Source organism: Microbacterium sp. cx-55, assembly GCF_021117345.1.
In the GTDB taxonomy this organism is placed as follows: Bacteria; Actinomycetota; Actinomycetes; order Actinomycetales; family Microbacteriaceae; genus Microbacterium.
The window spans coordinates 2,129,538-2,151,885 of record NZ_CP088261.1 but is presented as its reverse complement, the minus strand read 5'-3'; the positions used below and the strand labels follow the sequence as shown (position 1 = coordinate 2,151,885).

The 22,348-nt window shown below is 69.8% G+C and carries 17 protein-coding genes and 1 riboswitch; of the genes, 11 read left to right on the top strand and 6 right to left on the bottom strand.

Going from position 1 to position 22,348, the window contains the following annotated elements; translation table 11 throughout:
• Positions 1 to 5 precede the first annotated feature (5 nt).
• From nadC to LQ938_RS10160, 4 genes are read right to left on the bottom strand one after another with little or no spacing between them, the layout of a single operon-like run.
• Positions 6 to 872, bottom strand: a complete 867-nt coding sequence (gene nadC / locus LQ938_RS10175; protein ID WP_223720702.1) for a carboxylating nicotinate-nucleotide diphosphorylase — start codon at positions 870 to 872, stop codon at positions 6 to 8.
• Positions 866 to 2,524, bottom strand: coding sequence for an L-aspartate oxidase (gene nadB, locus LQ938_RS10170; protein ID WP_223720703.1), 1,659 nt, complete (start codon positions 2,522 to 2,524; stop codon positions 866 to 868). The genes nadC and nadB overlap by 7 nt, the downstream gene beginning before the upstream one ends.
• Positions 2,521 to 3,849: a quinolinate synthase NadA gene (gene nadA, locus LQ938_RS10165; RefSeq protein WP_223720704.1), complete on the bottom strand. Its 1,329-nt coding sequence runs from the start codon at positions 3,847 to 3,849 to the stop codon at positions 2,521 to 2,523. The genes nadB and nadA overlap by 4 nt, the downstream gene beginning before the upstream one ends.
• Positions 3,846 to 4,610 (bottom strand): NUDIX hydrolase, encoded by a 765-nt coding sequence (locus tag LQ938_RS10160; RefSeq protein ID WP_223720705.1) that lies wholly within the window; start codon positions 4,608 to 4,610, stop codon positions 3,846 to 3,848. The genes nadA and LQ938_RS10160 overlap by 4 nt, the downstream gene beginning before the upstream one ends.
• 119 nt (positions 4,611 to 4,729) lie before the next feature.
• On the opposite strand from LQ938_RS10160, the gene LQ938_RS10155 reads away from it, so the two are divergent.
• From LQ938_RS10155 to gcvP, 4 genes are all read left to right on the top strand, one after another.
• Positions 4,730 to 5,911, top strand: coding sequence for a MarP family serine protease (locus LQ938_RS10155; RefSeq protein ID WP_223720706.1), 1,182 nt, complete (start codon positions 4,730 to 4,732; stop codon positions 5,909 to 5,911).
• Positions 5,912 to 5,966: 55 nt separating this feature from the next.
• Positions 5,967 to 6,061: riboswitch (glycine riboswitch) on the top strand.
• 155 nt (positions 6,062 to 6,216) lie between these two features.
• Positions 6,217 to 7,437, top strand: coding sequence for a glycine cleavage system aminomethyltransferase GcvT (gene gcvT / locus LQ938_RS10150; RefSeq protein WP_223720707.1), 1,221 nt, complete (start codon positions 6,217 to 6,219; stop codon positions 7,435 to 7,437).
• On the top strand, positions 7,434 to 7,814 hold the full coding sequence (gene gcvH, locus LQ938_RS10145; protein WP_223720708.1) for a glycine cleavage system protein GcvH: 381 nt from the start codon (positions 7,434 to 7,436) through the stop codon (positions 7,812 to 7,814). The genes gcvT and gcvH overlap by 4 nt, the downstream gene beginning before the upstream one ends.
• Positions 7,811 to 10,669, top strand: coding sequence for an aminomethyl-transferring glycine dehydrogenase (gcvP, locus tag LQ938_RS10140; RefSeq protein ID WP_223720709.1), 2,859 nt, complete (start codon positions 7,811 to 7,813; stop codon positions 10,667 to 10,669). Before gcvH ends, gcvP begins: the two co-directional genes overlap by 4 nt.
• 116 nt (positions 10,670 to 10,785) lie before the next feature.
• Here gcvP and LQ938_RS10135 read toward each other — a convergent pair whose 3' ends face one another.
• Both LQ938_RS10135 and LQ938_RS10130 read right to left on the bottom strand, forming a co-directional pair.
• Positions 10,786 to 11,823, bottom strand: coding sequence for a hypothetical protein (locus LQ938_RS10135; RefSeq protein WP_231341319.1), 1,038 nt, complete (start codon positions 11,821 to 11,823; stop codon positions 10,786 to 10,788).
• Positions 11,824 to 12,091: 268 nt separating this feature from the next.
• Entirely contained in the window at positions 12,092 to 12,898 is an 807-nt protein-coding gene (locus LQ938_RS10130; protein ID WP_223720711.1) for a CPBP family intramembrane glutamic endopeptidase, read from the bottom strand.
• A gap of 243 nt (positions 12,899 to 13,141) precedes the next feature.
• Here LQ938_RS10130 and LQ938_RS10125 point away from each other — a divergent pair, with 243 nt between their 5' ends.
• The 7 genes from LQ938_RS10125 (at position 13,142) to LQ938_RS10095 (ending at position 22,347) form a co-directional block, all read left to right on the top strand.
• Entirely contained in the window at positions 13,142 to 14,986 is a 1,845-nt protein-coding gene (locus LQ938_RS10125; protein WP_223720712.1) for an ABC transporter substrate-binding protein, read from the top strand.
• Between the two features lie 208 nt (positions 14,987 to 15,194).
• Positions 15,195 to 16,811 (top strand): peptide ABC transporter substrate-binding protein, encoded by a 1,617-nt coding sequence (locus LQ938_RS10120; RefSeq protein WP_223720713.1) that lies wholly within the window; start codon positions 15,195 to 15,197, stop codon positions 16,809 to 16,811.
• A 171-nt stretch (positions 16,812 to 16,982) separates the two neighbouring features.
• Positions 16,983 to 17,912 (top strand): ABC transporter permease, encoded by a 930-nt coding sequence (locus LQ938_RS10115; RefSeq protein WP_223720714.1) that lies wholly within the window; start codon positions 16,983 to 16,985, stop codon positions 17,910 to 17,912.
• Positions 17,902 to 18,849, top strand: coding sequence for an ABC transporter permease (locus tag LQ938_RS10110; RefSeq protein WP_223720715.1), 948 nt, complete (start codon positions 17,902 to 17,904; stop codon positions 18,847 to 18,849). Before LQ938_RS10115 ends, LQ938_RS10110 begins: the two co-directional genes overlap by 11 nt.
• Positions 18,846 to 20,522, top strand: a complete 1,677-nt coding sequence (locus tag LQ938_RS10105; protein ID WP_223720716.1) for a dipeptide ABC transporter ATP-binding protein — start codon at positions 18,846 to 18,848, stop codon at positions 20,520 to 20,522. The genes LQ938_RS10110 and LQ938_RS10105 overlap by 4 nt, the downstream gene beginning before the upstream one ends.
• A 32-nt stretch (positions 20,523 to 20,554) precedes the next feature.
• Positions 20,555 to 21,094 carry a PH domain-containing protein gene (locus tag LQ938_RS10100; protein ID WP_223720717.1) on the top strand — a complete coding sequence of 180 codons (540 nt, stop codon included), beginning with the start codon at positions 20,555 to 20,557 and terminating at the stop codon, positions 21,092 to 21,094.
• A gap of 269 nt (positions 21,095 to 21,363) precedes the next feature.
• Complete coding sequence (locus LQ938_RS10095) at positions 21,364 to 22,347, top strand: ABC transporter permease (protein WP_223720718.1); 984 nt, start codon at positions 21,364 to 21,366, stop codon at positions 22,345 to 22,347.
• Position 22,348: the final 1 nt, after the last annotated feature.

Here is a 22,348-nt window from a genome sequence, read left to right as displayed (position 1 = left end):
GGGCGTCAGTCCTCGGTCGGCAGCGCGACGCGCATGTCGAGACCCAGGTCGAGTCCACGAGCCGCGTGGGTGAGGGCGCCGACGGAGATCACATCGACGCCGGTCTCGGCGATCTGGCGCACCGTCTCGAGTGTGACGCCGCCGGACGCGTCGATCGTCGCCCGCCCGGCGACCTGCTCGACGCCGCGGCGCAGATCGTCCAGCGAGAAGTTGTCGAGCATGATCGTGCCGATCCCGGCGGCGAGGACCGCCTCGATCTGGTCGAGTCGATCGACCTCGACTTCGACGTGGGTCGTGTGCGGCAGGCGGGCGATGGCGCTCTCGAGGGCCTGCGTGACGGAGACCCCGGATGCGGTCAGCACCGCGAGATGGTTGTCCTTGGCCATGACCGCATCCGACAGCGAGAAGCGATGGTTGTGGCCGCCGCCGCAGCGGACGGCGTGACGTTCGAACGCGCGCAGACCCGGGGTGGTCTTGCGGGTGTCGGCGATCCGCGCGCCGGTGTGGGCGACTTCGGCCACGTAGGCGGCCGTGAGGGTAGCGATGCCCGCCATCCGCTGCACGAAGTTCAGGCCCACCCGCTCGGCGGTGAGCACGGAGCGGGCGGGGCCCGTGACGACGGCGAGAACGTCGCCCGTGGCGAAGGCCCCGCCGTCGGCGACGAGCAGCTCCACGCGCACCGACGGGTCGGTGAGCGCGAACGCGGCAGCGAAGACGTCGCCGCCCGCGAACACGCCCGGCTCGCGGGCCACCAGTTCGGCGGTCGCGACGGCCTCGGCCGGGATGAGCGACTCGCTCGTCAGGTCGCCCCAGGGGGCGTCCTCGTCGAGCGCGGCCGAGACGACACGGTCGATCGTGGTGCGGGTCAGCATGCGGGAGCCTCTTCCCGGTCGGGCACAGTCGTGCGCGGAGATGCCGTGCGGGTCGTCGCCGTGCGTGATGAGGGCGTGCGCGATGACGGGAGCGCCGACGCCGGGTCGCGCGGCTCGGCGGGTGCGTCGTCGCGGCGGAAGTGGGCACCGACCGACGCGGTCCGTCGTCGTGCTGCGTCGACCACGGCCGTCGCGACCCGCAGGAGGTTCGAGTCCTCGAGCGCGGGGACCGCATCCGTCGCCCGGTCGTCTTCGGCGCTCCAGCCCGCGAGGGTGTCGGCGGCGTGCCGCAGGCCTTCGGCGTCGCGGACGAGGCCGGCGTGCTGCCACATGAGTTCCTGCAGGGCCGCGCGGTGGAACGGGCGGATGCCGGCGGCGTCGGGTGCGCTCGGCTCCGGAGCAGCGACAGCACCGACAGCAGCGATGGGAGGGGCGGCCGGGCCGGCCCACGTTCCGGCATCCGCGCCCGCGTCGGCGACGATCGCGTCGGCCACGCGGGCGCCGAACACCGCGCCTTCGAGCAGGGAGTTCGAGGCGAGCCGGTTCGCTCCGTGCACGCCCGTGCGGGCGGTCTCGCCCACGGCGTAGAGGCCCGGCAGGGTCGTACGTCCCTGCAGGTCGGTGACGACGCCGCCCATTAGGTAGTGCGCGGCCGGGGTGACCGGCACGGGCTCGGTCGCCCAGTCGAGGCCGCGCGCGCGGATGGCGGCGTCGATCGTCGGGAAGCGGGTCGCGAGGAACCGCGCCGTGTCGGGGCGGCCGAGGCCCGTCGCATCGAGGAACACCGTGTCGTCCTGCGCCGCGATGGCACGCGCGACGATGTCTCGCGGGGCGAGTTCGCCGTCGGGGTGGGCGTCCCGCGCGAACCGGTGGCCGTGCGCGTCGATCAGCGTCGCCCCCTCGCCGCGGACGGCTTCGGAGACGAGGAACGGCGCACCGACGGCGAGCACGGTCGGATGGAACTGCACGAACTCGAGATCGGCGACGGCCGCCCCCGCGCGGAGCGCGAGCGCGATCCCATCGCCGGTCGCGACCGACGGGTTGGTCGTGTGCGGGTAGAGCTGCCCTGCGCCGCCCGTCGCGAGCACGACCGCATCCGCGGTGAGCGTGCGGCGAAGTCCGCCCGTCAGCACCTCCACGCCCGTCACGCGGCCGTCGGTCACGACGAGGTCGCGGACGAACGCGTGCTCGATCACGGTCACGTCGCTCTCGGCGAGGCGCTCGAGCAGGGTGCGCTCGATCGCGGCCCCCGTCGCATCGCCCCCGGCGTGCAGCACGCGAGGGTGCGAGTGCGCGCCCTCGAGGCCCGCCCGGAGCACGCCCGCCGCATCCCGGTCGAACGGCACACCCGCATCGATCAGATCCCGGATGCGGGCGGGCCCCTCCTCGACGAGGATGCGGGCCGCGACCGGGTCGGTGAGACCCGCGCCCGCGGTCAGCGTGTCGTGCAGGTGCTCCTCGGTGGTGTCGGTCGCCGTCATCACGCCGGCGATGCCGCCCTGCGCATAGTGCGTCGCCGCGTGGTCGCGGCGGTCCTTCGTTACGAGGGTGACCGCGACACCGTTCCGGGCGGCGCGAAGGGCGGCGGTCAGTCCCGCGATGCCGCTGCCGACGACGATCGCCTGCGCCGTGCGGGCGCGGGTGGTGTTCACCGGCCGAGACCGGTGGGCTTGGCGGCCAGCATCCGCTCGAGCGCGACGCGGGCCGGGTCGGCGACCGACGCCGGAACCGTGATGCGGTTGAGCACCTGACCTGCCACGAGCGCCTCGAGCACCCAGGCGAGGTAGCCGGGGTGGATACGGTACATCGTCGAGCAGGGGCACACCACGGGATCGAGGCAGAAGATCTCGTGCTGCGGGTATTCGGCCGCGAGTCGCTGCACGAGGTTGATCTCGGTGCCGATCGCGAACGTGGTGGGTTCGGTGGCCGCAGCGATGGCCTTCCGGATGTAGTCCGTCGATCCGGCCTCGTCGGCGGCGTCGACCACGGCCATCGGGCACTCCGGGTGCACGATCACGCGCACACCCGGGTGCTCGCGGCGCGCCTGATCGATCTGATCGACCGTGAACCGGCGGTGCACCGAGCAGAAGCCGTGCCAGAGGATGACCTGCGCGTCCCGCAGGGTCTGCTCGTCGCTTCCGCCGAGCGGACGCGTGGGGTTCCACATCGGCATCCGCTCGACCGGGATGCCCATCGCTTTCGCGGTGTTGCGCCCGAGGTGCTGATCCGGGAAGAACAACACCCGGCGTCCGCGCGCGAACGCCCATTCCAGCACCGTGCGGGCGTTGGACGAGGTGCACACGATGCCGTTGTGGCGTCCGACGAACCCCTTGATCGCGGCGGACGAGTTCATGTACGTCACCGGGATGACGGGCAGCAGACCGTCGGCATCCGGAGTGTCCAGGTCACCGTAGAGGTCTTCGAGGTCTTCCCAGCACTCCTCGACTTGGTCGATGTTCGCCATGTCGGCCATCGAGCATCCGGCGGCCAGGTTCGGCAGGATGACGGCCTGGTCGGGGCCGGAGAGGAGGTCCGCGGTCTCTGCCATGAAGTGCACCCCGCAGAAGACGATCGCCTCCGCCTCGGAGCGTGCCTGTGCGGCCCCCGCGAGTTGGAACGAATCGCCCACGTAGTCGGCGTGCCGGATGACCTCCTCGCGCTGGTAGAAGTGCCCGAGAACGACGACGCGATCTCCGAGCGCCGCCTTGGCGGCACGGATGCGGGCATCGAGGTCGTCGTCGGAGGCGTCGCGGTACTCCTGGGGGAGCTGACCCTGGCGGGGCGAACCGGTCGGGATGACGTCGCCCATCGAGGCGCCGGGGCCGTACCCCGGGCGCGTGTCGAACGACCAGGGCCCGGCGGCGAGATCCGTGTTGCACGTCGAGGCGGTGCCCGCCCCGGCGACGATCGCCTGGATCTCATGATCGACCGAAGGGTCGATCGGGCGGGGCTGCAGGGTCAGCGTGGCCTGGCTCATCTCGTGCTCGATTCGTGCGGTGCGGATGCGGGGGAGAGCGGGCCGCGATCGGCGAGCTCGGCGCCCGCGTGGGGGCGGTACAAACGTGCGGGGCGGTGATTTCCGGTGCGGAACGCGTCGGTGCGGACGAGGCTTCCGGAGTTCTCGACCTGACGCCGGAAGTTCGCCGGATCGAGGCGGCGGCCGAGGATCGCTTCATAGACCTCGCGAAGATCGGCGAGCGTGAAGCAATCCGTCATCAGGCCGTGCGCGACGCGGCTGTAGCCGGCCTTGTTGCGCAGCCGCCAGAGCGCGTAGTCGATGATCTGCTGATGATCGAACGCGAGCGGGGGGAGACCGGCGACCGGGAACCAGCGGACGTTTTCGGGCGCATCGCGTCCGGCGGCGTGCGCGGAGACCTGGGCATCGACCTCGTCGGCGCGCAGCAGCGCCCAGTAGACGATCGACACGACCCGCGAGGGGGACCGGTCGACGTTTCCGAAGGCGTAGAGCTGCTCGAGATAGCTGGGGGTGAGGCCGGTCGTCTCGGCGAGGGTGCGGGATGCCGCATCCTCGAGGTCTTCGGCGATGTCGAGCCATCCGCCCGGCAGCGCCCACAGTCCCTCGAACGGATCCCGGGTGCGGCGGACGAGCGGCAGGACGAGCTGCGGAGCGTCGTCGGCTCCGCGGCGCAGGCTGAAGATGACCGTCGACACGGCGACGCGCGTGATGTCGGTCGCGACATCCGCGCGGACGGGGGCGGGACTACCGGTTCGTGTCATGGTGACTTTATCTCCGTGCCGATCTTAGTGTCATGGTGACCTGAAGATCAAACCCGGGTCGCCGCCGAGTTACGGCAACGGCTCAGGAAGTGCCCCGTACCCTGATCCAGGAGGCGGAAATGATCACCATCGTGCTGGACGTCGTGCTGGCGCTCGTCCTGGTTTCCGCGTTGGTCGTGGGGCTCCGCCGCGGCCTCCTCGCGAGCGCGGGCGCGCTCGTCGGACTCGTGCTCGGCGGTCTCGCCGCCTGGTGGCTGGTGCCCGTCGTCGGCCGACTGTTGCCCTCCGATGTCAGCCGCGCCTGGGCGACGCTCGCGATCATCGCCCTTCTGCTCTTCGGCGGCGCCGCGCTCGGGGCGGCCGTCGGCGGCGCGCTCCGCCGCGGGGTCGACCGGATCAAACTCAGAGGGATCGACCGTGCGCTGGGCGGCGTGGCGAACGTCGTCGTGGTCGCCCTCGCCCTGTCGCTCACCGGTCAGGCCGTCGCGACCACCGGCATCCCGTTCGTCTCGTCGGCGGTCGGCTCCTCCGTCGTGCTGCGGACGATCGACGACCTCACCCCGCGCCCCGTCGATGAAGCACTCGCGCAGGTGCGCTCGGTCGTCATCGACGACGGCCTGCCGCAATTCGGGGCGCTGTTCGACACCCTTCCCGTCGGCCCGACGGCGGCGCCGGTCGATCTGGACGACCCGGCGCTCAGCGCCTCCGCCCAGTCCGTCGCGCGGATCGCCGGCACCGCCTACTCGTGCGGTCGCAGCCTCACCGGCACCGGATTCGTGATCGCAGAAGACCGCCTCGTCACGAATGCGCACGTGGTGGCGGGCGTCGACGCGCCCGTCGTGGAGCTTCCCGGCCGTCCCGCACGTGAAGGACGGGTCGTCTATTTCGACGCGACCGCCGACCTCGCGGTCATCGCCGTCGACGCGCTCGACGCCAGCCCGATCGGTCTCGCCCCGAACCTTGCGATCGGCGGCGCCGGAGTCGTGCAGGGGTATCCCTACGGCGGCCCCTTCACGATGGGGACCGCATCCGTCCGCTCGGTCGGCACGGTGCTCGTGCCCGACATCTACGGCCAGGGCGACAATCCGCGCGAGACCTACGCCCTCACGGCGATCGTTCGCCCGGGCAACTCCGGGGGCCCTGTGCTCGATGCGGCCGGAAAGGTCGCCGGCGTCGTCTTCGCCCGCGCCGACGACGGTTCCGACATCGGGTACGCGATGACCACGACGCCGCTCGCACCGGTCGTCGCCGCCGCTCCCGGCCTTTCGGATGCGGTCGCGACAGGCGCCTGCGTCGGCTGAACGGGATCGGTGCCCGCGCCCGCTATGCTGGGCGCCACACGTGAATATCGGCCCCATGATCGTTGCGGGAGAGCCTCGGTGACACCAGCCGAGCACCGAAGGAGCAAGCCTCCCCGCCAATCTCTCAGGTACGCGTACCGCCACGATCAGGCCACTCTGGAAAGCGATGTCGAGCGCGTCTCGGCATCCGCCGACGGTGAAAACCCCCGCATCCGATTCGTCGGCGCGGAGGTGAAACTCTCAGGCCCATGACAGAGGGGGAGTTCTTCAGGCACCCGCCTGCCCGCCCCGATCCGGGAGAACTCATGACCGACGCTCCATCGACCGCTCCTCCCCGATACACCGTGCTCCGCGAGCGCCATGCGGCACTCGGCGCCAGCTTCACCGACTTCGGTGGCTGGATGATGCCGGTGCGCTATTCGTCCGACCTCGCCGAGCACCGCGCCGTCCGCGAAGCGGCCGGGCTGTTCGACGTATCGCATATGGCCGAGTTCGTCATCGAGGGGTCGCACGCCGCCGCGTTCCTCGACTTCGCGCTCGCCGGTCGCATCTCGACGATGCCGCTCGGCAAGGCGAAGTACAGCCTGCTGCTGGCCGACGACGGCGGCATCGTCGACGACCTGATCGTCTACCGGCTGGGCGACGACCACTTCCTGATCATCGCCAACGCGGGAAACTACGCGGAGGTGGCGGGCGCGCTCGCCGCTGCGCTCGACGTCTTCCCCTCTCCGGCGCCCGCCGTCACGGCAGACGGCGCGTTCGGATTCGTCACCGGCACTCACGTGCGCATCGAGGATGCCTCCGAGGCGTCGGCGCTGCTGGCGCTGCAGGGCCCGCGTGCCGCCGCCATCCTGGCGGATGTGGCCGGTCTCGATTTCGTCGCCCCCGCGCGTCGCCAGGGTGACGAGCCGCAGGCTTGGCACCTCGACGAGCTCGGCTACTACGCGGTCCGCGCGGCGGCGTTCGAGGGGCAGCCCGTGCTCGTCGCCCGCACCGGCTACACCGGCGAGGACGGCTTCGAACTGCTCGTGCCGACGGATGCGGCCCCCGCGCTGTGGGACGCACTGCTCGCGGCCGGGGCCGCGCAGGGCCTCGTCCCGGCCGGTCTCGCCGCGCGCGACACCCTGCGCCTCGAAGCGGGAATGCCCCTCTACGGGCACGAACTCACCCGCGACATCGCCCCCGCCCAGGCGGGCCTCGCGCGCGTGATCTCCTCGGGTGACGAGGACTTCATCGGGCGCGCCGGACTCGCCGCGCGAGCGGACGCCGCATCCGCCGTCCTGGTCGGGATCGTCTCCGCCGGCAAGCGGGCAGGACGCGCCGGCTACGCCGTCGTGGACGCCGCGGGCGCGCACCTCGGCGAGATCACGAGCGGTGCGCTGAGTCCGACGCTCGGCCACCCGATCGCCATGGCCTATGTCACCCCCGACGCGAGCGCGCCGGGTACCGAACTGTTCATCGACGTCCGCGGCACCGCCATCCCGGCGACCGTCACCGCCCTGCCCTTCTACCGGAGGAAGAAATGACCGATCTCGACGCCCTGTCCTACACCGCCGAGCACGAGTGGGTGTCGATCGCCGACGGCGTCGCCACGTTCGGCATCACCGATTACGCCGCCGAGAAGCTCGGCGACGTCGTCTTCGTCGAGCTGCCCGCGATCGGCGCCGAGCTCACCGGCGCGCAGATCTGCGGTGAGATCGAATCGACCAAGTCCGTCGGCGAGCTCTACGCGCCCGTCGCCGGCCGCGTCATCGAGGTCAACGGCGCCGTCGACGACGACCCGTCGCTCGTGAACGCCGATCCGTTCGGCGCCTGGCTCGTCCGCGTCGACCTCGGCGACGCCGTGCCCGAGGGGCTCCTGGACCGCACCGCCTACCTCGCCCTCATCGGAGGAGCCGAGTGACGCAGACCTTTGCCGACCGCCACATCGGCACGGATGCGGCCGCGCAGCACACGATGCTGGCGGCGCTCGGGTACGCGAGCGTGCAGGCGCTCGTGGATGCGGCTGTTCCCGCATCCATCCACGCACAGCCGCTCGACGCCTCCGTCATCCCCGCCGCGGCGACAGAAGCCGAGGCGCTCGCCGAGTTGCGCACGCTCGCCGCGCAGAACCGGCCGGCGACCGCGATGATCGGGCTCGGGTACTACGGCACGCTGACGCCGTCGGTCATCTCCCGGAACGTTTTCGAGAACCCGTCCTGGTACACGGCGTACACGCCGTACCAGCCCGAGATCTCGCAGGGGCGCCTCGAAGCGCTCATCAACTTCCAGACCATGGTCACCGATCTCACCGGACTCGCCACCGCGAACGCCTCGATGCTCGACGAATCGACCGCCGTGGTCGAGGGGATGCTGCTCGCCCGCCGCGCCTCGAAGTCCGCCTCGAACGTGTTCGTCGTGGACGCCGACGCGCTCCCGCAGACGTTGGCGTTGCTGCGCCACCGCGCGGCCGCCGTCGGCATCGAGATCGTCGAGGCCGCGCTGGCCGACGACGGTCTTCCCGCGGATGCCGCACCGTTCGGTGTCTTCGTGCAATACCCGGCCGCATCCGGACGCGTCTGGGACCCGTCGACCGTGATCGGCGACGTGCAGGCGCAGGGCGGGCGCGCGGTCGTCGCGGCCGACCTGCTCGCACTCACCCTTCTGCGCTCGCCGGGCTCGCTCGGCGCCGATATCGCGGTGGGAACCACCCAGCGCTTCGGTGTGCCGCTCGGCTTCGGCGGCCCGCACGCCGGCTACATGGCAGTGCGCGCGGGACTCGAACGGCAGCTGCCCGGACGCCTCGTCGGGGTGTCGCAAGACGCCGCCGGCCACCCCGCGTACCGGCTCGCGCTGCAGACGCGCGAGCAGCACATCCGTCGGGAGAAAGCCACGTCGAACATCTGCACCGCGCAGGTGCTGCTGGCCGTCATGGCGGCGATGTACGCCGTCTATCACGGGGCCGAGGGGCTCCGCGCGATCGCGACCGACGTTGCTCGCGCGGCCGACGCGCTCGCTGCGGCCCTCCGCGCGCGGGGGCTCACCGTGCAGCACGAGGCGTTCTTCGACACGGTTCGCGTCGAGGTGCCGGATGCGGATGCCGTCGTCGACCGCGCCCGGTCACGGGGCGTGCACCTGCTCCGCGCCGACGCGACGACCGTCGGTGTCTCGGTCGACGAGACGACGACCGCGGCCGACCTCGCCGCGGTCGCGTGGGCGTTCGGCGACGGGCCCGCGCCCGTGCTCGCGGACGCGGAACCTCTCGCTGCGGTCGCCGCCGATCTGCACCGGGTCGACGAGTACCTGACGCACCCGGTCTTCTCGGCGCACCGCTCCGAGACGGCGATGATGCGGTACCTGAAGACGCTCGCCGATCGCGACTACGCGCTCGATCGCGGCATGATCCCGCTCGGATCGTGCACGATGAAACTGAACGCCGCGACCGAGATGGCGGCGGTGTCGTGGCCGGAGTTCTCGCAGGTGCATCCGTTCGCCCCCGAGGCCGACGTGCACGGCTACCTGGCGATGATCGAGCAGCTCGAGGGGTGGCTGGCCGAGGTCACCGGGTACGACGCCGTCTCGCTGCAGCCGAACGCCGGGTCGCAGGGTGAGCTCGCGGGGCTTCTCGCGATCCGCCAGTACCACCTCGCGCAGGGGTCGACCGAACGCACGGTCTGCCTCATCCCGTCGTCGGCGCACGGCACGAACGCCGCATCCGCCGTGCTCGCCGGCATGAAGGTCGTCGTCGTCGCGTGCGATGAGGCCGGCAACGTAGACCTCGCCGATCTCCGCGCGAAGATCGAGACGCATGCGGCGACGCTCGCGGCGCTCATGATCACGTACCCGTCGACGCACGGCGTGTACGAGCACGACGTGCTCGAGATCACTGCCGCCGTGCACGACGCGGGCGGGCAGGTGTACGTCGACGGCGCGAACCTGAACGCGCTGCTCGGGTTCGCGCGCTTCGGCGACCTGGGCGGCGACGTGTCGCACCTGAACCTGCACAAGACGTTCGCGATCCCGCACGGCGGCGGCGGTCCCGGTGTCGGACCGGTCGCGGCGAAGGCGCACCTCGCGCCGTTCCTGCCCTCGCACCCGCTCGCGCAGCGGGCCGAGCACGCCGGCGGGTTCGTGTTCGAGGGCGGGCCGATCTCTGCGGCACCGTACGGTTCCGCATCCATCCTGCCGATCTCGTGGGCGTACATGCGGATGATGGGCGCCGAGGGTCTGCGGAACGCGACCGGCGCAGCCGTGCTCGCGGCGAACTACATCGCCGTGCGTCTGCGCGACCATTACCCGGTGCTCTACGCGGGCGACGCGGGACTCGTCGCGCACGAGTGCATCCTCGACCTGCGCCCGCTGCGGGAGCAGACCGGGGTCACGGTCGACGACGTCGCCAAGCGTCTGATCGACTACGGCTTCCACGCCCCGACGATGTCGTTCCCGGTCGCGGGCACGCTCATGGTCGAGCCGACGGAGTCGGAGGATCTCGCCGAGATCGAACGGTTCATCGAGGCGATGATCCAGATCAAGGCCGAGGCGCTCGCGGTCGCCGACGGTCGCTGGCCGGCGGGCGACAATCCGCTCGTGAACGCGCCGCACACCGCGCAGGCGGTCATCGTGGGGGAGTGGCCGCATCCGTACACCCGGGAAGAGGCTGTCTACCCGGTGCCGGCGCTCGTGCGTTCGAAGTACTGGCCGCCTGTGCGCCGCATCGACAACGCCTACGGCGACCGCAACCTCGTCTGCGCCTGCCCCCCGCCCGAGGCCTTCGCCTGACCCGCGCGCGGGGTTCGGCCTGGCCGCGAGACTGCGCGGGCCGGGCCGCCGGGCGCTCCCATCCGCCCTCCCCGACCGCGAGACGGGATCTTCGCGCCGAGACAGGGGGGTAACCCCTATGTCTCGGCGCGAAGATCCCGTCTCGCGGGAGGGCGTGGCGCGAGCCGGTCTGCGGTCCTTCCCGGGAACGGGCGTCCGGCGAGCGCATGGCGCATTCCCGCGAGTCGAGCGACGTCCTCGCCGAACGTGCGGACGAGGCCCGCTCCGCGAAGGATGCCGTCGAGCGCCGTGAAATCGGCGACGTCGGTCCATCCCCAGTGGGCCACGGCACGTGCTCGACGGCGGATGCGGGTATCTCGCAGTCTGCGTTCCCGCAAGAGCGCCGGTGCGTCGCCGAAGCGGCCGTCGTACTTCAGATCACCATCCGCCTCGCCCGCCAGACGCGCACCCGGCCACCAGAAATCGGATCGCTCCTCGCCGTATGCGGTCGATCCGAAGTGCCACTGCAGCTCGGGTTCGGGGTAGCCGAGCCATTCCACGGCCGCGCGGCTCGCGGACTCGAGGACCGTCTCGGCCGCACCATCGGCGCGGTGCAGGGCCCAGCGTGCGTGTCGCCGTCCGCGGCTACTGTGACGCGATTCGTTTCGCGCGACCAACGCCTCGACCGTGGCGGTGGGATCGGTCCGGAGCGCCGCATCCGCCGCGCTCAACCCGACGACCTCGTGCCGTGATCGAGCCAGATCGACCGCGGTGTCGATGGGCGAGGTCATCAGGAGGCCGTCCCGCACGTGGAGCTCTCGGGCAGCACCGCCGGTGTGAACTCGAATACCGCCGTTCACTCCCGACGTCGCGCCCGGCCCAGCGATGAGATGCACGATGATCGGGTCTCCGAACACGGGAAGCCCCTGGAGAACGGCGGCCGACTCGTGGCTGAACACGGCATCGGGCCAGCTCACAGCGACGGCATGTACCCGAGCCAGGTATCGGTCCCACGGCGCCAGCGCATTCCAGTGGGTGGTGCTCGCGTAGATTCCCCGCCGCACCGGGGTCAGCTCGCCTCGGGCGATCGAACGTTCCGGATGCGGAACGTCTCGCGCCTTGAGGAGCGGAATCGGTGCGGGCAGTGCAGTGAGGGGGCGAAGAGGTGTCAGCATCCCGCCATGGTCGGCCTCCGTGTGCTTCCGCAGGTGACCCCTGCTCCCATCCGTGGACGATCCCGCGCATCGCCCAGCTGGGGAGGACTGGTGCGCCCGACGCCTCTCCCTTCCCCCTCATCCGCGAGACGGGATCTTCGCGCCGAGACGTAGGGGTTACCCCACTGTCTCGGCGCGAAGATCCCGTCTCGCGGTCGGATGCGGTGTTCCCGGCCTGAGCGACCGACGGCGGCGAGCGGGGCCACCCGCCGCCACGCCAGCGCCGGGGCTAGAAGATGCCGGGCCAGAGCGCGACGGCGAGGGGGTAGCCGACGAAGGCGAAGACGTCGATCACCGTGTGCGCGATGACCAGGGGCATGACCCGTCCCCAGCGTCGGTAGCACCATCCGAAGACGATGCCCATCGCGACGTTGCCGATGATCGATCCGACGCCCTGGTACGCGTGGTAGAGCCCGCGAAGGCCCGCAGTGACCAGGATGATCGTCCACCAGTTCCAGCCCAGCCGGCGCAGGCGGTCGAACAAGTAGCCGAGGAAGATGACCTCCTCGGTGAGGCCCGCACGCACCGCGGCGAGGATGAGCAGCGGCACCGTGTACCAGGCAGCATCCAGCGGCGACGCGACGACGCCGACCGTGACGCCCAGCAGCCGGCCCGCGACGTACAGCCCGAGCCCGGGAATCCCGATCACCGCGACGAGCAGCAGACCGCGGCCGGCGTCGCCGCCGATGCGGCGGAAGTCCAGCCCGATGCGCGCGAGCGCACGTGACCCCGGCTCCCACAGCAGATACACGACGAGCGCGACCACCGCGAGCGAGAACACGATGTCGAGCAGTTGGTACAGCGCGTCCCAGAGGGCCTCGGCGTCGCGCGCGGGGTTGAGCTGCGTCTGCTGCGCCCCGACGGGTTGGTTCGTCTCCAGCGAGCGTTGCACGGTCCGGATGAAGGACAGCACCGAGTACAGCGCCGATTGCCCGACCGATACGGCGAGCACGAGCCAGATCTCCCACCGGATGCGGGTGCGCGCGGCGCCGCCCACGGGCGCGGGATCGAACACTCCGAAGGGGCGCTTCTGCACCCGGTCAGCCTGCCATAGCGCACGCGGCCTCCCCACCCGGGCGGGCACGTTCAGGGTCGACGCATAAAGTGTCGGGGTTCCGTTGCGGGCGTGACGAGGTCCGCGCCGCGGACGCGTAGCCCACCGCCGCGGACATGAAGCCCGCCCCGCGCACACGCGACATCGCCACAGGGCACCATGACCGTACGCGGGCACGACGAGCGGCGACCGGCTTACACACGGCACGAACGAGGAGGACCGCGGATGCGGTGGCGCACGAGGTTCACGGCGACGATCGTGGTGGCCGCCCTGGCGGTCGGGCTCTCCGCGTGCGCTCCCGACGACACCGACCGTCTCGTGCCGGGGAGTGCGATCACGGTCGCCCTCGATGCACCCGTCACGTCGCTGAACCCCGCGGTCCTCGGCCAGGACGGCGCGGCGAACACCGCGCTCGCCGCGCTCACGACCTCGGGCTTCTGGCGCCGCGACGCCGCCGGCGAGCGGGTGCCGCAGGATCGGTTCGGCAGCATCCGCGTGCAGTCCCGTGATCCGCTCACCGTCATCTACACGGTCAACGACGGCGTGCGCTGGTCGGATGGCGCCCGCGTCGACGCCGCCGACCTGCTGCTCACATGGGCGGCCGGAACGACGCACCGGACGGGCGGAAAACCGGATGCGGATGGGCTCCCCGAAACGCGCTGGAACACGGGCGCGGGCCCGGATCGGGGCCTCGACCTCGTTGCCGAGACCCCTGAGATCGGCGACGACGGCCGCAGCATCACCCTGGTCTACACCTCGCCCGCCGCCGACTGGGAGTCGGCTTTCGACGCGCCGCCGGTCGCCGCGCACCGGGTCGCGATGCTCGGTCATCCGGATGACGATCTGGACACACCGGCAGCCAAAGCCGCGCTGATCGCCGCCGTCCAGGACGACGATCTCGACTGGCTCGCTCCGGTATCCCGGGCATACCGCGAGGACTTCGCGCTCGGCGCTGTCGGGGCGAATAACGCGGTCACGAACGGCGCGTACCTGATCGACGCGGTGTCGGCCGACGGCACCCGGGTCGATCTGCGGGCGAATCCGGACGGTATCGGTGGGCCGTCCCCCCGCGTCGAGCGGGTGACGGTCCAGGCGATCCCGAATGCCGCCGAGCGCCTCGCCGCCGTCTCCCGCGGTGACGTCGACATCGCCGCTGCGCCCGCGACGTCCGAATCGGTCGCATTCGCGGGTCAGGCCGCTGGCGCGGCCGTCGCCCTCGGCACGGGCTTCGACCACCTCGACCTGCAGACCGCCGGCGGGGGCGTGTTCGACCCCGCGACCTACGGCGGCGATGAGGAGCGGGCCCGCACCGTGCGCACCGCGTTCCTCGCCACCGTGCCCCGCGCGGCCCTCCTCGCCGCACTCGCGACTCCCTTCGTTCCGGATGCGGAGGTGCGCCGATCCGCCGTGCGCCCTCCCGACCCGGTCGGGGATCCGCATCCGCTGCCGACACCCGAGGCGTCGGCGCCCGCACCCGAGACCCCGCCCTCGCCCGAGACCTCACCCGCACCCGACGACGCCCCCGACATCGATCGCGCGCGCGATCTGCTCGCCGAGGCGGACGTGCCGAACCCGACCGTGCGGCTGCTCTTCCCTGCGAACGACTCCCGGCGGGCGGCGGCTTTCGGGCTGCTCGCGGCCTCCGCGGCCGAGGCCGGAATCACGCTCGTCGACGCCTCGCGCGCGGACTGGGCCTCCAGGCTGTCGACTCCCGGGGAGTACGACGCGGCGCTTTTCGCGTGGGATGCCGATCCGTCGGCTCCGGTGGCGCTCGCCGCGGGCTACGCGACCGCGGGAGCGGCGAACGTCTCCGGCTGGTCGGACGACACCGTGGACGATCTCATCGCGCAGCTGGGCGCGGAGACGGATGCCGACGCCCGCGATCCGATCCTCGATGCGCTCGACGAACAGATCGCGGCGCAGGCGTGGTCACTGCCGCTCGTGCCGGTGCCCATCGTGACGGTCTGGTCGGATGCGGTCACGAGCGTACGGCCCGCCGCGGCTGCGAACGGCGTCCTCACCGGTTTCGCCGACTGGGTGCCCGCATCCGCCGAAACTCGATCCGAGTAGCCGCGAGACTCCGTTTCGCACGGCTGAATGCGCCGTGTGCTCACAGATTGAGCAATCTGCTTCATCTGTTCATGTCGACGTTAAGGCTATGTAACTTTTGCGTCAGCCGTTTTGACCATGGCGAGGCGCGTGCTTATCGTTCTCGTATTCGCGACATGACGATCGCACAGCTTCGTCATGCTCGCATCATCCCTGCACAGGAGGAATAGTGAAGCGCAGCAGAATCGCTCTCGCGAGCATCGCGCTGGTCGGAGTCGGGGCACTCGCCCTGGCCGGTTGCGCGAGCGGCGGTGGCTCGAACGAGTCCACCGGTGGCTCGTCCGACGCCGTCATCAGCGCCAACGGGTCCGAGCCCCAGAACCCGCTCATCCCGACCAACACGAACGAGACGGGCGGCGGCAAGATCCTCGACTCGATCTTCGCGGGCCTCGTCTACTACGACGCAAACGGCGCTCCCGTCAACGACGTCGCCGAAGAGATCACGACCGAGGACCCTCAGCACCTCACGGTCAAGATCAAGGAAGGCCTGACCTTCACCGACGGTGAAGAGATCACGGCTGACAACTTCATCAAGGCGTGGAACTACGGCGCTCTGGCCTCCAACGAGCAGCTCTCCAGCTACTTCTTCGAGGACATCGAGGGCTTCAGCTACGACGAGGACTCCGAGCTCACCGGTCTCGCGCAGGTGGACGACTACACGTTCACCATCGCGCTGAACAAGCCGGCCTCCGACTTCGCGCTGCGCCTGGGCTACTCGGCCTTCTACCCGCTCCCCGATGTCGCGTTCGACGACATGGACGCATTCGGTGAGAGCCCGATCGGCAACGGCCCGTACAAGCTGGCCGCGGACGACGCGTGGCAGCACGACGTCGAGATCGACCTCGTCAAGAACGACGAGTACACCGGTGGCCGTGCGGCCCAGAACGGTGGACTCAAGATCGTCTTCTACGCGTCGCAGGATGCGGCGTACGCCGACCTGCTCGCCGGCAACCTGGACGTCCTCGACGCCATCCCGGATGCGGCACTCGCGACCTACGAGTCGGACCTCGGTGACCGTCAGGTCAACCAGCCCGCCGCGATCTTCCAGTCCTTCACGATCCCGGAGAGCCTCGCGCACTTCGCGGGCGAAGAGGGCAAGCTGCGTCGCCAGGCGATCTCGATGGCGATCAACCGCCAGGAGATCACCGACACGATCTTCCAGGGCACCCGCACCCCCGCCAGCGACTTCACCTCTCCGGTGATCGACGGCTGGTCGGACTCCCTGGAGGGCGCTGACGTCCTCGGCTTCGACGCCGACAAGGCGAAGGAACTGTGGGCCGAGGCCGACGCCATCTCCCCGTGGGACGGCACGTTCCAGATCGCGTACAACTCCGACGGCGGACACCAGTCGTGGGTCGACGCGACCACCAACTCGATCAAGAACACGCTGGGCATCGAGGCATCCGGCGCCCCGTACGTCGACTTCGCGTCGCTGCGTACCGAGGTCACCAACCGCACCATCACGACCGCGTTCCGCACCGGATGGCAGGCCGACTACCCGGGTCTGTACAACTTCCTCGGACCGCTGTACGCGACCAACGCGGGCTCGAACGACGGTGACTACTCGAACGCCGAGTTCGACCAGCTCCTGAGCGACGGCATCTCGAGCACCGACCCGGCCACGGCCAACGAGGACTTCCAGTCGGCGCAGGAGATCCTGCTCCAGGACCTCCCGGCCATCCCGCTCTGGTACTCGAACGTCAACGGTGGATTCGCCGAGACGGTCGACAACGTCCAGTTCGGCTGGAACTCCGTTCCGCTGTACTACGCGATCACGAAGGCGTAAGCCCTCTCGATCACATCCGCGAGGCGGTGACCATAGAGTCACCGCCTCGCGGCCTGTCCAGGAGCAACCCGCGTCACACATGCGGCGCTTATGCTCTACAACGGATGCGGTCGCCCGCGCCGATCGCGCGACGGCGACCTGCTTGCATCCACCCGGCTGGAGGGAGTGAGGGTGCTCGGTTACATCCTCAGACGCATCCTGCAGGTGATCCCGGTGTTCTTGGGATCCACCCTGCTCATCTATTTCCTGGTGTTCGCGATGCCAGGCAACCCCATTTTGGCGCTCTTCGGCGATCGCACGCCGAACCAGGCGGTCATCGACGGACTCATGGCCCAGTACCACCTGGACCAGCCGTTCATCGTGCAGTACTTCTACTACCTCATGGGCATCCTGCAGGGTGACATGGGTACGACGTTCTCCGGGCAGTCGGTCAACGATGTCCTCGCCCGCACGCTCCCGGTCACCGGTCGCCTCGCCGTGATGGCCATCGCGATCGAGTTCACGCTCGCGATCATCATCGGCACGATCTCGGCTCTTCGTAAGGGCAAGCTGTTCGACAACGTCGCCCTCGTGATTTCGCTCGTCTTCGTCGCGATCCCGATCTTCGTGCTCGCGTTCCTCGCGCAGTACTTCCTCGCGATCCAGCTCGGATGGTTCAAGCCCACGGTCGGGTCCTCGAACGACTGGGGCGATCTCTGGTTGCCCGCGATCGTGCTGGGTGTGAGCCTCTACGCCACGAGCATGCGCCTCATGCGCGGCTCCGTGATCGACACGCTCAACCAGGACTGGGTGCGAACGGCGTACTCCAAGGGAATGTCGCGTCGGCGCGTCATCCCGGTGCACGTGCTCCGCAACTCGCTCATCCCGGTGATCACCAACTCCGCGACGAACTTCGGCGTGCTGCTGGTCGGTGCCACGGTGACCGAGGCGATCTTCAACGTGCCGGGAGTGGGTAACACCCTCTTCCAGGCGACGCTGCGCCACGAGGGTCCCACGATCGTGTCGTTCGTCACGGTCTTCGTGATCCTCTACGTGCTCGTCAACCTCGTCATCGACCTGTTGTACGGTCTGCTCGACCCGAGGATCCGCTATGTCAAGTAACTCCGAACTGCCCACGCACTTCGTCGCTCCGGTGAAGGACGCTGTCATCACCGTCGACGCGGTGAAGATCGACGACAAGCCGTCGAGCCTCTGGCGGGACGCCTGGCGCGACCTGCGCAAGCGCCCGACGTTCTGGCTGTCGGTGCTCATCGTGCTCGTCGTGCTGATCATGGCGATCTTCCCGACGCTGTTCACGCAGACTCCGCCGAACAACGACTGCCAGCTGGCGAACAGCAACGGCGGACCGATGTCTGGTCACCCGCTCGGGTTCACGTTCCAGGGCTGCGACATCTGGGCGCGAATCGTCTGGGGATCGCGCACGTCGCTGTCCGTCGGACTCCTCGCGACGCTGATCGGTTCGGTCATCGGCCTCATCATGGGCGCCCTCGCGGGCTTCTACGGCGGATGGCTCGACTCGCTGCTCTCGCGCGTCGGCGACATCTTCTTCGCCATCCCGTACATCCTCGCCGCGGTCGTCGTCATGAGCGTGTTCTCGGACTTCCGGAACGTGTTCACCCTCGCGGTCGCGATCGGTGGATTCGCCTGGGCCTCCACCGCCCGAGTCGTTCGCGCCGAGATCCTCCGCGTCCGTCAGGCGGACTTCGTGACCGCCTCGCGGGCGCTGGGTCAGACGCGGTTCCAGACCCTCGTCACCCACGTTGTCCCGAACGCGATCGCTCCGTTGATCGTGCTGTCGACGCTGTCGCTCGCGGCAGCGATCGTCGCCGAGGCGACCCTCGCTTTCCTGGGTGTCGGACTCGGATCCGATGTCATGTCGTGGGGTGCCGATATCAGCAACGCGCAGCAGTCGCTGCGGAACGCCCCGATGGCCCTCATCTATCCGTCGATCGCGCTGACCGTCACGGTGCTCGCGTTCATCCTGCTGGGCGAGCTGATCCGCGACGCCCTCGACCCGAGAGCGAGGGCGCGTCGATGAGCGACAGCACCACCACCCCATTGCTCAGCATCCGCAACCTCCGGGTCGCGTTCGACACCCAGGCCGGCAGCCGCGAAGTGCTGCACGGCGTGAACCTCGACGTGTTCCCCGGTGAGACCGTCGCGATCGTGGGCGAGTCCGGTTCGGGCAAGTCGACGACCGCATCCGCCATCGTGAACCTCCTGCCCGGCACCGGGCACGTGACGTCGGGCAGCATCACGCTCGACGGGCGAGAGCTGACCGAGCTCACGCCGGGGCAGATGGAGAAGGTCCGCGGTCGCGACATCGGATACGTCCCGCAGGACCCGATGTCGAACCTCAACCCGGTGTGGAGCATCGGTTTTCAGGTGAAGGAAGCGATCCGTGCGAACGGCGTCGCCACCGGCCGCCAGGCGATCACCGACCGCGCCATCGAGGTTCTGCAGCAGGCCGGCCTCGCCGACGCCGAGAAGCGCCTCCACCAGTACCCGCACCAGTTCTCGGGCGGGATGCGGCAGCGCGCCCTGATCGGCATCGGCCTCGCGGCCGACCCGAAGCTGCTGATCGCCGACGAGCCGACCTCGGCGCTCGACGTCACGGTGCAGCGCGTGATCCTCGACCACATGGCGTCGCTGACGCGCGAGAAGGGCACCTCGATGCTCCTGATCACGCACGACCTCGGCCTCGCCGCCGAACGCGCGTCGAAGATCATCGTGATGCAGCAGGGCGAGATCGTCGAGGCCGGTCCGAGCCGCGAGATCCTGCAGAACCCGATCCACCCGTACACGCAGCGGCTCGTCGCGGCCGCGCCCTCGATCGCGTCGCAGCGGCTGCAGGCCGTCGCCGTCAGCCGCGGGATCGAGACCGCGGACGATCTGGCCGATCTCGCGCCGACCGTGCGGGTCACCGACCTCACCAAGGACTACAAGATCCGTCAGGGCGGGTTCCGCAGCGAGCCCTTCCGCGCCGTCGACAAGGTCTCGTTCGAGATCCCGCGCGGGAAGACCCTCGCGCTCGTCGGCGAGTCCGGTTCGGGCAAGTCGACCGTCGCCAAGATGGTGTTGAAGCTCGAGGAGCCGACGTCCGGCGCCATCGAGATCGACGGCACCGACGTGGCGAAGCTCTCGAACCGTGACGCGTTCGCGCTTCGGCGACGGATGCAGCCGGTGTTCCAGGACCCGTACGGCTCGCTCGATCCGCTCCGCAACATCGGCAACACGATCTCCGAGCCGCTCGACATCCACAGCGTGGGCGACAAGGCCTCGCGTCGGGCGCGGGTGCGCGAGCTGCTCGACCAGGTGTCGCTGCCGCAGGACCTCGCGACGCGGTACCCGAGCGAACTTTCGGGCGGTCAGCGGCAGCGCGTCGCCATCGCGCGCGCGCTCGCTCTGAAGCCCGACATCGTGGTGCTCGATGAGGCCGTATCCGCGCTCGACGTGCTCGTGCAGGATCAGATCCTCAAGCTCCTCGCGGAGCTGCAGTCCGAACTGGGCCTGACCTACCTCTTCATCACGCACGACCTCGCGGTCGTCCGTGTCGCGGCCGATACGGTCGCGGTCATGGAGAAGGGTCGGATCGTGGAGCAGGGGACCGTCGACGAGATCTTCGCGAACCCCGCGCAGGACTACACGCGTCGTCTGCTCGACGCGATTCCCGGGGCGACCATCCCGCTCGGCGGGGGAGTGGATCTCTGAGCTCCTCGCCTGGCCACCCGCCCGCGCGGCGCGTGTTCCGCGGCACGTCCGGCACGATCGGTCTGATCGTGTCGGGCGTGATCGCGTTCGTGCTGCTCGGTGACGCGCTGCTGCGGGCGGGCATCGGGGAGACGCTGCTTCTGGCGCCCTGGATCCTGCTGGTGCTCTGGCTCGTGTACGTGACGCTGTACGCGTCGCACGTGACGATCACGCGCGAGGGCGCGGTCGTGCAGAACTATCTGCGCCGCACCACCGTCCCCTGGGGGCGTGTGGCCGACATCCGGATGCGGTGGCAGGTCGTGTTCGTCCTCACCGACGGGTCGGAGGTGAAGGCCTACGGCGGACCCGTCGCGGGTCGTCCGGCGCGCGTGGGGCCGCGCTCCGGAGCGGGTGAGGGCAGGCGCGTGCCTCCCGCGCTGCGCGAGCTCGGAATCATCCAGGACGCATGGGAGTCCGAGCGGGCGGAGAGTCGCCCGGATGCCCCGATCGCCCGCCAGTGGGATATTCCTGCGCTCGTCGCGCTCCTGGTGATCGTGGTCGGTGCGGTGAGCGCGGTGGTCGGTGCGATCTGAGCGCTGTGCTCACCAAAGCTGCTTAGGGTTACCTAACTGTGGGCGGATGGAGCTATCCACAGGGCACATTGCGTAGGGGCCATGAAATGTTACGGTCCTGAGAAGACTCCACCACGACGACGGCTGCACTGAAGCGCCGGGGTTAGGGTCTGTGGGTCGGACTGGTCCGGCACTCCCCCCAGAGCCGCCACCGTGAGGTAGCGGGAGCACTACGAAAGAACGACAATGATCTGTCTGTCTGTACGACGTCGGACCGTTGGGACCATTCGGTGACGGTCTACGTCATCCGGCGGTTCCTGAACTACGCGATCCTCAGTCTGATTGCGACGTGCATGGCGTACATCCTCGCCAGCACGGTTCTCGACCCCGCCGCTCGGTTCTACGGGATGAATCCCCGTCCGCCGCAGGCGTCCATCGACGCCTCCCTCGACGCCATGGGCGTCAACCCCGACGTGCCCGTCATCGTGCGCATGTGGCACTGGTTGGTGAATCTGTTCACCCAGTTCTCGCTCGGCACCACGGTCGGCGGGGCGCAGGTGACCGACGAGATCTTCTCGCGCTCGGGCGCCAGCCTCCGGCTCCTGCTGATCGGATCGATCATCGGCGCCGTGCTCGGTGTGCTGCTGGGCGTGTGGGGCGCTGTTCGCCAGTACCGCGCGAGTGACCAGATCGTCACGTACGCGTCGTACGTCGTGTTCGCGACGCCGACGTTCGTGATCGGCGTTCTGCTGATGATCGTCGCGACGCAGTTCAACACCCTCATGGGCACGCAAGTGATCCAGTTCACGGGGGAGTACACGGCCGGGATCAGCGGCAGCTGGTGGGACCTCGCCTGGGACCGCGGCATCCATCTCCTGCTTCCGACGCTCGCGCTCGTGCTGATGGGCGCAGCGTCCTACTCGCGGTACCAGCGCAGCGTCATGCTCGACGTGCTGGGGGCCGACTACATCCGCACCGCCCGCGCGAAGGGGCTGCCGCGCACGCAGGCGCTGTACCGCCACGGCGTGCGTCTCGCGCTCATCCCGATGTCGACGTTCTTCGCGTACAGCTTCGGCACGCTCATCGCCGGCTCGGCGATGCTCGAGATCGTCTTCAGCTGGCGCGGGATGGGGCAGTTCCAGATCGAGGCCATCCTGAAGAACGACATCAACGCGGTGGCCGGCAGCACGCTCTTCGTCGCTCTGCTGTATCTGATCTCGTCGACCTTCTCCGAAGTGCTCTACGCGGCGCTCGACCCGAGAGTGAGGACCTGAC

Coding starts and splice junctions, on each gene's coding strand:
- LQ938_RS10155 (WP_223720706.1), top strand. CDS start 4,730: ATGATCACCATCGTGCTGGACGTCGTGCTGGCGCTCGTCCTGGTTTCC.
- LQ938_RS10135 (WP_231341319.1), bottom strand. CDS start 11,823: ATGCTGACACCTCTTCGCCCCCTCACTGCACTGCCCGCACCGATTCCG.
- nadA (WP_223720704.1), bottom strand. CDS start 3,849: ATGAGCCAGGCCACGCTGACCCTGCAGCCCCGCCCGATCGACCCTTCG.
- gcvT (WP_223720707.1), top strand. CDS start 6,217: ATGACCGACGCTCCATCGACCGCTCCTCCCCGATACACCGTGCTCCGC.
- nadC (WP_223720702.1), bottom strand. CDS start 872: ATGCTGACCCGCACCACGATCGACCGTGTCGTCTCGGCCGCGCTCGAC.
- gcvH (WP_223720708.1), top strand. CDS start 7,434: ATGACCGATCTCGACGCCCTGTCCTACACCGCCGAGCACGAGTGGGTG.
- LQ938_RS10110 (WP_223720715.1), top strand. CDS start 17,902: ATGTCAAGTAACTCCGAACTGCCCACGCACTTCGTCGCTCCGGTGAAG.
- LQ938_RS10125 (WP_223720712.1), top strand. CDS start 13,142: ATGCGGTGGCGCACGAGGTTCACGGCGACGATCGTGGTGGCCGCCCTG.
- LQ938_RS10105 (WP_223720716.1), top strand. CDS start 18,846: ATGAGCGACAGCACCACCACCCCATTGCTCAGCATCCGCAACCTCCGG.
- LQ938_RS10160 (WP_223720705.1), bottom strand. CDS start 4,610: ATGACACGAACCGGTAGTCCCGCCCCCGTCCGCGCGGATGTCGCGACC.